Source organism: Marinospirillum sp., assembly GCF_014859565.1.
In genome coordinates this window covers 17,176-27,677 of record NZ_JACUUA010000029.1, presented here as the reverse complement: position 1 = coordinate 27,677, position 10,502 = coordinate 17,176, and the positions used below count along the sequence as shown (strand labels likewise).

Genomic DNA, 10,502 nt, shown 5'->3' with positions numbered 1-10,502 from the left:
CCAGCTCGACCAGTCATTCAGCAGTTGCTGTAAAGCGGCTTCGGTAATCATTTTTTTATCCTTATGGGCTTTATGTCCATTGTGCTGGACACATACCTGCGTGTCCAGCACAATGGACATATACGCAAGAGCGCCGAAATTGTCCTTAGCTCTCCACATACAATACAATGGCAGAATTATCTAACACTGCCTCTTTATGCACTTAAGGAAACGTTATGACTGACAGTAAAAGGGTCGACAACCTGAATGTTGCCACCCAGGAAATTCTGATCACACCGGATCGTTTAAAAGATGTTATCCCACTGACCGCTGCTGCTGAAAAAACTGTTTTTGAAGGCCGACAGGTTATCCAGAAAATTCTGGATCGAGATGATCCTCGCCTGTTTGTGGTGGTTGGCCCCTGCTCCATCCATGATATCGAAGCAGCCAAAGATTATGCCCGTCGCCTGAGAACTCTGGCCGATAAGGTGGGTGACACTCTGTATCTGGTAATGCGGGTTTATTTTGAAAAACCCCGCACAACCGTGGGCTGGAAAGGTCTGATCAACGACCCACACATGGATGATTCCTTCCAGATTGAAGAGGGCCTGCACATCGGTCGTAAACTACTGGTAGAACTGTCTGAAATGGGGCTGCCACTGGCAACCGAAGCCCTTGACCCTATCTCTCCCCAGTACATGCAGGATTGTATTGCCTGGAGTGCCATTGGTGCCCGTACCACCGAATCCCAGACTCACCGCGAAATGTCCAGCGGCCTGTCCTGCCCAGTCGGTTTTAAAAACGGCACAGACGGTGGGCTGGAAGTGGCGGTGAATGCACTCAAATCCATGGCACATCCACACAACTTTCTGGGTATCAACAATGCCGGTCAGGTAGCTATTATCCGCACCAAAGGCAATCAGTACGGCCATGTGGTATTACGCGGCGGCAATGGTAAACCCAACTATGATTCAGTCAGCGTTAAACTGTGTGAGAAGGATCTGACCAAAGCCGGTCTGGCAAACAACATCATGATTGATTGCAGCCACGCCAACTCCAACAAAGATCCCGGCTTGCAACCGCTGGTACTGGATAACGTCACCCACCAGATTCTGGATGGCAACGAATCCATTGTTGGCCTGATGATTGAATCCCACATCGGCTGGGGCAACCAATCCATACCGGCAGACAAGTCAGCACTCCAGTATGGTGTATCCGTCACTGATGCCTGCATCGACTGGGAAACGACCGAAAAAACCCTGACAGAAATGGCAGACAAACTGCGCCCAGTACTGGAAGCACGCCGCCAGCAAGCCAAGCAGAGTTAAGTCTGTACCTATTTACAGCATCAAGTAATAGCTCAAGTTTCGAGGTTCAAAACAGTCGTAAAATACACTTAACTTACTGAATAGTATAAATAAAAAAATCTTTTTACCTAAGTCATGCAAATGGATACCTTTACGTTGAGGCTAGAGGCTAAATCCGTTGGTGATGAGTGCTGATTTTAGCAAAATCCGCGTAAACCCTCGCCCAATCGGGCGGGGATATAAGCCTAAACTGAACTCCGAAACTTGAGTTAATAATTCTGATCGTTGAGGTTGCGGTTGTTCTGGACAGCCTTAGCTCTGCTCGGTAAAGTTTACCCAATTCAAATCATAATGATCAGAAAATGGCTGGAGCGAGTTGTGGATCGTAGAACACTTCTGAAAGCAATGTCTTTATCTGGTTTTGTTGCGCTAGGTAGTGGTTCAGTACTGCGTCAGATTCATCTGACCGGTCAGCTGCAAGATACCTTTGGTATGGGCGCTGTGCAGGGTCATTGGGCTGCCATGAGCCTGCAGCAGGGTATGGAAGATATTCTGCCGACTGAATTGACTCAGGCTTTGTCTGTTGTACACCAAAAAGCGGCACAACAGGCAGCTGCCAGTGGTCAGTCAGGTTCCCAGACTCGCATTCGTTATTTCGAAAGTGTTTTTGACGATGACTACTTTCTGCCGGAAGACAAAGTGGCTGCGATGCGTGCCAGTTATCAGCGTCTGGATCGTGTGCAGAGTTTTGTAGGTCACGGTAATTTTAATCTGTTGTCCTTTGATGAGGCCTTGCGTTTTGCCCGCAACTACCCTGATATTGGGGCATTTACCCAGGCTGAAATGGATTTTCTGGACGAGCTGTATCACACCGATGCACGGATTTACGGTTTTTATGGTGAGCAGGTGCTGGATAGCCTGACGGCTAACATTTCCCGCAATGATGTACAGAGTGTTGGCCGTACTGGTCATTTTCTCTTTAAAGGCAGGTCAGAGGTCTTTTATGACCGGCTGCTGAACGAAGTGGGTGATGATCTGATGCTGACATCCGGTGTACGCAGTATGGTTAAACAAATGCACCTGTTTCTTGCCAAAGCTGAACAGTCTGCAGGTAACCTGTCCAAGGCATCTCGCTCTCTGGCGCCGCCCGGGTATTCTTACCATGCCATTGGTGATTTTGATGTGGGCAAGGTCGGTTTGGGTTATCGCAATTTTTCTGATGACTTTGCAGAAACGGATGTTTACAAGCGTTTGCAGGATCTTGGTTTTGTTGAAATTCGTTACACCACCGACAACTCTTATGGTGTGCGTTACGAACCATGGCACATCCAGGTTAGCTGATATCCTTATTTCTCAAGCAATACAAATCCCAGCCAGTTCCGGGATTTTTGCTGTATAGTGCATGTAAAATCAATCAATAGATCCAAGAGATATTATGCCAAGAACTGCTGTGGAACACCCAGTGAAACCCCCTTTGATTTTTTCTTTCCTGCTGGCTTTGTCACTGCTAATTGCCATGGCAGCTCTGATAAATGAGTGGCTGGCACCTAAACCCAGTCTGCAACCTTTTATGGGCACAGAAGTTGACCCCCTGAAACAAATGCCGGATTACAGTAATATCAGCCATGTACCCTGGCGCAAAGAGGCATTTTTTAACACCTTGTTGCCCCTGGTTCTTTACGAGAATCAACGTATTCAGTGGCAGCGTGAACAGTTGCAAATTGCCAAAAGCCTGCTGGATGCCGGACAGGAGCTGGTTGCCAGTGATCAAGAGCTGGTGAGTGAAATTGCCAAGTATTATGCACTGGACTGGCCGCTGTCTGAGAATGAATGGGTGACTTTGATGCGCCGGGTGGATCAGGTGCCACTTGACCTGGTACTGATGCAGGCCGCCAATGAATCCGCCTGGGGTACATCCCGTTTTGCCCAGCAGGGTAATAATCTGTTTGGTCAGTGGTGTTTTTCTGTTGGCTGTGGTCTGGTTCCTGAACAGCGAGTGCCCGGCATGAATCATGAGGTACGGCGTTTTGCTACGGTGCTGGCCAGTGTTCAGGCTTATATGCGTAATATCAATACGCATCGTGCCTATCGTCAGCTGCGCACAATACGGGGCAACCTGCGAGCCGTTGATGCAGAAATCACCGGTATTGATCTGGCACCGGGTCTGATTAGTTATTCCGAGCGCCGCCAGGCTTATGTTGATGAAGTGATCTCGATGATTCGCAGTAATCAGGAGTTTATTGAGCTGGCCATAAAATCCCTATCATCAGAAGAATAAAGCTGGTACACATCGACTATAGTTGAGTAAAATACTTGGTTATAGTCGATGGAGGCCTGCATGAAAACACTCGATGAGTTGTTCCTGACCCATCAGTACCGCCAGTTACCCACGCATTTTTATCAATCCCTTGTCCCTACACCACTTCGTGGTTCCAGTGCTTTGGTGGCAGTCAGTGCTGATGCAGCACAGTTACTCGATCTGGATCTTTGTCGTCAGGATCAGCAGCAGCTTAAGGCATTGCTGACCGGCCACTGGTTACCTGCTGATGCCAAACCTTTGGCGATGAAATACGCCGGTCACCAGTTTGGTTTTTATAATCCGGCACTCGGTGATGGTCGTGGTTTATTGCTCGGTGAGATCAACAACTCACAGGGTGAACACTGGGAGCTGCATCTTAAAGGTGCAGGTCGCACGGCTTTTTCCCGCTCCGGTGATGGTCGGGCAGTATTACGTTCCTCCATTCGAGAGTTCCTTGGCAGTGAGGCGCTGTTTCATCTGGGTATTCCCACCACTCGTGCACTGGCCGTAGCTGTCAGCACAGAGCCAGTCAGGCGTGAGGGTATAGAATCCGCTGCAACCCTGTTGCGCCTCAGTCGCAGCCATATCCGATTTGGGCATTTTGAGCACTGTTATTACACCGGTGACCACAAGGGGTTACAGCAACTACTGGATCAGGTGATCCGGCTGCACTACCCGGAGTTATGTGATCATGATGATCCTGCTGTGGCTTTTTTAGCAGCGGTACAGCAGCGCAGTGCAAAGATGGTCGCTGCCTGGCAGGCTTATGGTTTTTGTCATGGTGTGCTGAATACCGACAATCTGTCGATTCTGGGTGAAACCTTTGATTTTGGGCCCTTTGCTTTTTTGGATCATTATCACCCCTCTTTTGTCTGTAATCATACCGATGAACAAGGACGATATGCCTTTAACCGCCAGCCGAGTATTGTGCACTGGAATCTTGCCTGTCTTGGGCAGGCTTTAACTCCTCTCGCTTCAGAGGCTGCCATACGTCGGGTATTGGATGATTTTGGTAACAGTTTCACGCAAGAGTATCGGCAATTGATGGCCACACGGCTGGGTGTAGATGCAAAGCAAGACTGGGCGCTGATCGAGCAATTCCTGGCCTTGTGCGAAGCCAGTCGTGCTGACTGGACACAGCTATTACGTTTGCTGGCTGAAGGTCATCATAGTGATTTTATAACGCAGTTACAGGCTGGTTTTAAGCAGCCGATTTCAGCCGCCACTCGTTGGTTAAATGACTGGCAACAGGCAATTGAGCAAAGCTTACCGGATGCAGCAGCCAGAAAAGAACGGCTGTGCGCGGTTAACCCCTGTGTATTACCAAGAAGTTTTTTGCTGCAACAAGCAATAGAACAGGCTGAAGCTGGCGATTTTTCGGAGGTGAATCGGCTGTTATCCGTGTTCCGCCAGCCGTTTAACTCTGCAGGAAAAACTCCGGGTGACTTACAATCACCACCGGACTGGGCTGCAGGGCTGGTTTTGTCCTGTTCTTCTTAATGGGTTCAAACCTTTGTTACATACCGCACCCTTTTATTTATTCCAAATGAGTTACAATAAAACTTCATTCTCTTTAATTACGGCAATCAGGAATATTCATGGCTGCAGGTCTTGTTGTCACCGTGTTAGGTGGCGGAAGTTTTGGTACGGCGTTGGCTTCCATCGCGGCTGGTAATGGTTATGCCACACGTTTGTGGGTTCGGGATTCGGAATTGGCCAGTCAGATTAATCAGCAACACCGTAATCCACGTTATTTGTCAGAACTGGCTTTACCGGAATCCATTCAGGCCACCAGCTCCTTACAAGAAGCGCTGACGGGGGCTGAACTGGTTTTTATGGCGATTCCCAGCAAGGGATTTGCTACAGTGCTGGAACAGGCACTGCCTTTTCTACACCCAGACCAGATTCTGGTGAGCACCACCAAGGGTTTTGAAGAAAAAGGCTTTCGCCTGATGAGTCAGGTGCTGGAAGAAACCACCGGTTTTAAACATCTGGGAGTCTTGTCTGGCCCCAATCTAGCCAGTGAAGTCGCACAGCAACAATTAACTGCTACAGTGATTGCCAGCCCAGACGATCTGACTCGCAGTCAGGTACAGCAGGTGCTGGGTAATCGTTATTTCCGGGTTTATGCCAATACCGACATGTACGGTGCTGAACTGGGCGGAGCGTTAAAAAACATCTATGCCATTGCTGCCGGTATGGCTGCAGCCATGGGAATGGGTGAAAACACCAAAAGTATGTTGATGACCCGTGCACTGGCGGAAATGAGCCGTTTTGCCGTCAGTCTGGGTGCTAATCCCATGACTTTTCTGGGTTTGTCCGGTGTGGGTGACCTGATTGTCACCTGTTCATCCCCTCTTTCCCGTAACTATCGGGTGGGTCAGGCGCTGGGGCAGGGGCAATCACTGGAACAAATTGTTGCTTCCCTGGGCCAAGTAGCTGAAGGTGTGGATACTACCCGCTTGGTCAAAACCAAAGCGGATGAAATGGGAATTTACATGCCACTGGTTCAGGCATTGTATCTGGTACTGTTTGAAGGCCATAATCCCAAAGAAATGGCTGGTTCCATGATGGGGCGAGAGCAAAGCACTGATGTTGAATTTGTTCTGCCTCGCAGTGAAGTGCTTGAATCGGCCCGAAAAGTCACTCGGTTAACCTGAAGTGGAGAAAAGTGATATGACATCCGGCTCTATGAAAGAACGTCTGAAGGATGAGAGTTACTGGTTGCGCCTGCCATTCATGCTGCTGTTTTTTATTGCCTGGCAGTTGACCGAATTGGTGTTGATTGGTGTCATCCTGGTGCAGGTGGTTTACCGTCTGTTTGCAGGTCAGCCTCAGCCACAACTCTTGGCTTTAGGTTCACAGCTGACCCGTTATGCCTACCAGCTGTTTCGTTACCTTACCTTTAACGCCGAGACAAAACCTTTTCCTTTTGCTGAATGGCCATCTGTGGAAGAGGTCGATCCTAACCCCTATACACCTCAGAATCCTTCTGCCACCGATGCGGCAGAAATGGAGGTGGATAATGACTCGTTTAAACAGAACCAATAAGGCAAGATCAGCTCTGACAGGGACAATGCCTCATGATGAATGAATTGCTCTGGCCTCTGGCCTCAATGCAGCAGGGTATTAATCTGGTCAATCGCCAGATACTCGCCAGCCAGTGCCGTATGTTGCGTGATTATCTTAATGAATTGAATACCAGCGGTCGCCTGCCGCATGATATCGAGATGATGACACTGCAGATTAATGGTCGTGATGCTGAGTTGCTTAGCCCGTGTGGCAGCAGTACCCAGCGTTACCTGCTGTATCTGCATGGCGGTGGATTTGCACTGGGCTCACTGGATACCCACCGGGAACTGGCAATGGCCTTTGCCCGCCATGCGGATGCGCGAGTGTTGGCCATCGATTATCGCCTGGCGCCGGATTATCCCTGGCCTGCCGGTTTGGAAGATGCTCAGGCTGCTTTTGACTGGCTTTCAGGACAGGGCGTGACTGCTGAGCGCCTTGCAGTGGCAGGAGATTCAGCGGGTGGTGGGCTGGCGGTTTCCATGTTGCAACAGCTGCACCAGCAAGGCAAACGTCAGCCGGCTGCTTGTGTGTTGCTTTCTCCCTGGGTGGATCTCAGCTGCTCCAGTCCATCCATGGATTTGAATGCCGCCACTGACCCTGTTCTGAATCGGGTACAAATGCATGCTTTTGCTGAGTTGTATGCAGGAAAAAAACCGCTGGACAGCCCAGATATTTCACCTCTGTTTGGTAATCTACAAGGGCTGGCTCCGATGCATGTGCAGGTCAGCCTGCAGGAAGTCTTGCGAGATGATGCCAGGCGATTGGTGAGTGCTGTGCAGCAACAGGGTGGGCGTGCTGAAATCAAGGAAATGGCCTGGATGCCGCATGTTTGGCAACTGCTGTACCGTTACCTGCCGCAGGCTGCATCCAGCGTGCGACAAGCATCCCGCTTTATTAAGTCATTCAGTGCTGCGGCTTAACAACTGCAGTAGGCACTGACAGGTTTCATTTGGGTGCTCCAGTGGAAACATGTGACCACCGGGCACTTGAAGGCACTCAAAACCCATTGCTCTCAGTGTTTTTTCCCGCTCTACTGTTAATAAGTCGCTGGACTGACCACGAATGATGGTGACTGGTACCTTGATTTTACGGTGGCTGCCGCGCAGGTTATCGGCCAGATTACGAAAAATAGCCAGCTCCACTTTTGGATCAAACCTAAGCCTTATTCCCCCTTGGGGATGGGGTTCGGTGCCAAAGGCCACATAATCCTTCAGAGCCTGAGGATGAAATCCGGCAAACAGTTTTTTTCCGGCAAAATACTGTTCAGCGATAGTTGCATCCGGCCAGTGGCTGCGTCGCCCACGCGTAATACCTGCTGGTGTGACCTGATCAATAAATCCAAAACGCTTGGCGGCTTTTAAGCCCAGACTGTCTTTCCAACCGGTTAACAGCGGTGGATCAAGCAGTACCAGCCGGGAAAAACGCTCTGGTGCCTTGATGGCTGCCATATAAGTGATAACGCCACCAAGAGAATGCCCCACACCAATCACCGGCTGATCACCGCAGGTCTGCTGCAAGTGATGCAGCAGCTCATCCACCAGTGATTGCCAGTTGTGGTCAACTGGAAACGACGGGTGATGACCAAAACGATCCAGACAAATCACCTGGCACTGGCTTTTTAATGGTTCCAGCAATACCCGGTAACAATCGGCAGGGAAACCGTTGGCGTGGGCAAAATGCAGAATCGACTGGCTCATGCAGAATCCTTATACTGAGAATAAGTCACCAGTAAAACGTCTGTTTGAATAAAATGCAAGGTTGTAGAAGCTGGTAGAATGGATAAAATCTGGACTGACCAGTCAACAACCTGGAGGCACTGTTTTTATGTCGGACAAAAAACCAACCCGCAATACCACAGCACGGAACCTGATTTTTATGCTGATTGCGCTATTGGGTATTGTTTATGCGTTGGCCACTCTGTAAATGCAGTTATTCATCGAGACGCTGAGTTTCACCCTGCATGTCACTGCACCGGTATTTATTCTGGTGTTTCTGGGGCTTTTTTTCCGGCGGATTGATCTGATCAATGATGAGTTCAATCGTGTGGCATCACGGTTGGTCTTTAACGTCACCCTGCCCACTCTGGTGTTTCTTAATCTGCTGCGTACCGATTTGACTCAGGTGTTTGCACTGGATCTGCTGGTTTATGTGGCGGTGGTAACATTACTGGCTTTTGCCTGGCTGGTCTGGCGTGCACGCCGACTGGCTGCTACAGAAGACCGTGGTGTATTTGTACAAGGCAGCTTTCGCGGCAACCTGGGTATTCTTGGTCTGGCACTGGCTGGTAATCAATATGGTGAGGCCGGGCTGGCGCTGGCCTCCATCCTGCTGGCGCTGTTGATTGTGCAATACAATCTGTTATCGGTGGTGGCACTTAGTCTCTGGCGTAACCAGCCGGGAGAAGGGTTGAACTGGAAGCGTATGCTGCTGGATATAATTCGCAATCCGTTGATTATTGCTGTGGCGCTGGCGGTACCCTTTTCACTGTATCAGATCCCTGTGCCGGAACTGGGTATTAAGGTGGGCAGTTATTTTGCCAGTATGACCTTGCCGCTGGCATTACTTTGTATCGGTGCGGCATTGGATTTGCAGGCGCTGCGTGTAACCAGTAGCTCTGCCTTGATGGCAACAGCTTACAAACTGGTGTTATTGCCTCTGCCGATGTTGTTTGGTGCCTGGCTGCTGGGTTATGAAGGCATGACGCTGGGTGTGTTATTTCTGATCTTCAGTTGTCCGACCGCAGCGGCCAGTTATGTTATGGCAAGAGCCATGGGCGGCAATGCCGTACTGGCTGCCAATATTGTGGCGCTCACCACTATTTTTGGCACTCTGAGTATCAGCCTTGGCGTTTTTGCGCTTCACTGGTCTGGTTTAAGTTAACTATTAAGGTTGATCCATGTTTTCAAATGATACTTTGTTGCCGGTTCCTGCAGGTGCTGAAGAGCTGACTCTGACATTACCCCACCTGCAACTCAAGGCGCTGGCCTGGGGTGATCCGGCAGGTAAACCCCTGCTGGCATTACATGGCTGGCTGGATAACGCCATGACCTTTATCCATCTGGCACCGGCTTTGGCTGCTGCCGGTTATCGTGTGGTGGCACCGGATTTTGCCGGTCACGGTTATTCTGACTGGCGACCTGCCGGGCAAACCTACCTGTTAATGGAAAACTGTTTTGATATTCAGGCTGCAGCACTGACGCTGGGTTGGACTCGTTTTACCCTGCTTGGGCACTCCATGGGTGCTGGTGTGGCTTCACTGCTAGCCGGTGCTCACCCGCAGGCGGTAGAAAAACTGGTCATGCTGGATGGTATCGGCACCCTGACTACAGCTGATGAAGAAGCTGCTGCTCAGTTGGGTCGTGCACTGGGTCGCTGGATCAGTCATCAGAAAAAATATGCCGCTGTTGATCCTTTGTCTGCTTTTTCCGGCAAGATCTACTCCAGTGTGCATGAAGCAGCTGAAGCCAGAATGAAAGGTGTTGGAGCCGTGGATTTTGAAGCTGCGCTGCAACTTTGCCAGCGCGCCTTGCAGCAGGTGGATGCACCCCATGCAGCAGGCGGATGGTTCTGGCGCAGTGATTCCCGATTGCGTCATCCATCACCCTGGCGTTTGACAGAAGCACAGAATCTTTCATTTATGCAGGCGATTCAGGTCGATACCCTGCTGGTGGAAGCTGAGCAGGGTTTGCTGATCAATCGTCCGGAAATCGAAACGCGTTTTTCCGCAATAAAAAATGCACAAAAATTGGTGATTACAGGCGGACATCATCTGCATCTGGAAACAATCAGTGCCGGTCATGTCATCGATGCCGTGCTGAATTTTCTGCAACAGGAGTAAACAATTT

10 protein-coding genes are annotated in these 10,502 nt (G+C 50.0%); 9 read left to right on the top strand and 1 reads right to left on the bottom strand.

All coding sequences use genetic code 11. The features are described from left to right. The first annotated feature begins 215 nt into the window (after positions 1-215). The 7 genes from IBX50_RS06205 (at position 216) to IBX50_RS06175 (ending at position 7,577) form a co-directional block, all read left to right on the top strand. Entirely contained in the window at positions 216-1,307 is a 1,092-nt protein-coding gene (locus tag IBX50_RS06205; RefSeq protein WP_292254280.1) for a 3-deoxy-7-phosphoheptulonate synthase, read from the top strand. A gap of 357 nt (positions 1,308-1,664) precedes the next feature. After that, a complete protein-coding gene (locus IBX50_RS06200; RefSeq protein ID WP_292254279.1) occupies positions 1,665-2,627 on the top strand; it encodes a D-alanyl-D-alanine carboxypeptidase family protein in 963 nt (320 codons plus the stop codon). Positions 2,628-2,721: 94 nt separating this feature from the next. Next, positions 2,722-3,564, top strand: coding sequence for a glucosaminidase domain-containing protein (locus IBX50_RS06195; protein ID WP_292254278.1), 843 nt, complete (start codon positions 2,722-2,724; stop codon positions 3,562-3,564). 60 nt (positions 3,565-3,624) lie between these two features. Beyond that, entirely contained in the window at positions 3,625-5,085 is a 1,461-nt protein-coding gene (locus IBX50_RS06190) for a YdiU family protein (protein WP_292254277.1), read from the top strand. Positions 5,086-5,183: 98 nt separating this feature from the next. Further along, positions 5,184-6,245 carry an NAD(P)H-dependent glycerol-3-phosphate dehydrogenase gene (locus IBX50_RS06185; protein WP_292254275.1) on the top strand — a complete coding sequence of 354 codons (1,062 nt, stop codon included), beginning with the start codon at positions 5,184-5,186 and terminating at the stop codon, positions 6,243-6,245. A gap of 16 nt (positions 6,246-6,261) precedes the next feature. After that, positions 6,262-6,636, top strand: coding sequence for a DUF4389 domain-containing protein (locus IBX50_RS06180; protein ID WP_292254273.1), 375 nt, complete (start codon positions 6,262-6,264; stop codon positions 6,634-6,636). A 32-nt stretch (positions 6,637-6,668) separates the two neighbouring features. Further along, a complete protein-coding gene (locus IBX50_RS06175; RefSeq protein ID WP_292254271.1) occupies positions 6,669-7,577 on the top strand; it encodes an alpha/beta hydrolase in 909 nt (302 codons plus the stop codon). On the opposite strand, the gene IBX50_RS06170 is transcribed toward IBX50_RS06175, so the two are convergent. Beyond that, positions 7,557-8,354: an alpha/beta hydrolase gene (locus tag IBX50_RS06170; protein ID WP_292254269.1), complete on the bottom strand. Its 798-nt coding sequence runs from the start codon at positions 8,352-8,354 to the stop codon at positions 7,557-7,559. The genes IBX50_RS06175 and IBX50_RS06170 overlap by 21 nt on opposite strands. A gap of 226 nt (positions 8,355-8,580) precedes the next feature. Here IBX50_RS06170 and IBX50_RS06165 point away from each other — a divergent pair, with 226 nt between their 5' ends. Then, positions 8,581-9,537 (top strand): AEC family transporter, encoded by a 957-nt coding sequence (locus tag IBX50_RS06165; RefSeq protein WP_292254267.1) that lies wholly within the window; start codon positions 8,581-8,583, stop codon positions 9,535-9,537. A gap of 16 nt (positions 9,538-9,553) precedes the next feature. Next, positions 9,554-10,495: an alpha/beta fold hydrolase gene (locus IBX50_RS06160; protein ID WP_292254265.1), complete on the top strand. Its 942-nt coding sequence runs from the start codon at positions 9,554-9,556 to the stop codon at positions 10,493-10,495. Positions 10,496-10,502: the final 7 nt, after the last annotated feature.

Excerpts from the sequence above, each read along its gene's own strand:
- IBX50_RS06170 (WP_292254269.1), bottom strand. The coding sequence starts at position 8,354 with ATGAGCCAGTCGATTCTGCATTTTGCCCACGCCAACGGTTTCCCTGCC.
- IBX50_RS06190 (WP_292254277.1), top strand. The coding sequence starts at position 3,625 with ATGAAAACACTCGATGAGTTGTTCCTGACCCATCAGTACCGCCAGTTA.
- IBX50_RS06165 (WP_292254267.1), top strand. The coding sequence starts at position 8,581 with ATGCAGTTATTCATCGAGACGCTGAGTTTCACCCTGCATGTCACTGCA.
- IBX50_RS06195 (WP_292254278.1), top strand. The coding sequence starts at position 2,722 with ATGCCAAGAACTGCTGTGGAACACCCAGTGAAACCCCCTTTGATTTTT.
- IBX50_RS06205 (WP_292254280.1), top strand. The coding sequence starts at position 216 with ATGACTGACAGTAAAAGGGTCGACAACCTGAATGTTGCCACCCAGGAA.
- IBX50_RS06185 (WP_292254275.1), top strand. The coding sequence starts at position 5,184 with ATGGCTGCAGGTCTTGTTGTCACCGTGTTAGGTGGCGGAAGTTTTGGT.
- IBX50_RS06180 (WP_292254273.1), top strand. The coding sequence starts at position 6,262 with ATGACATCCGGCTCTATGAAAGAACGTCTGAAGGATGAGAGTTACTGG.
- IBX50_RS06175 (WP_292254271.1), top strand. The coding sequence starts at position 6,669 with ATGATGAATGAATTGCTCTGGCCTCTGGCCTCAATGCAGCAGGGTATT.
- IBX50_RS06160 (WP_292254265.1), top strand. The coding sequence starts at position 9,554 with ATGTTTTCAAATGATACTTTGTTGCCGGTTCCTGCAGGTGCTGAAGAG.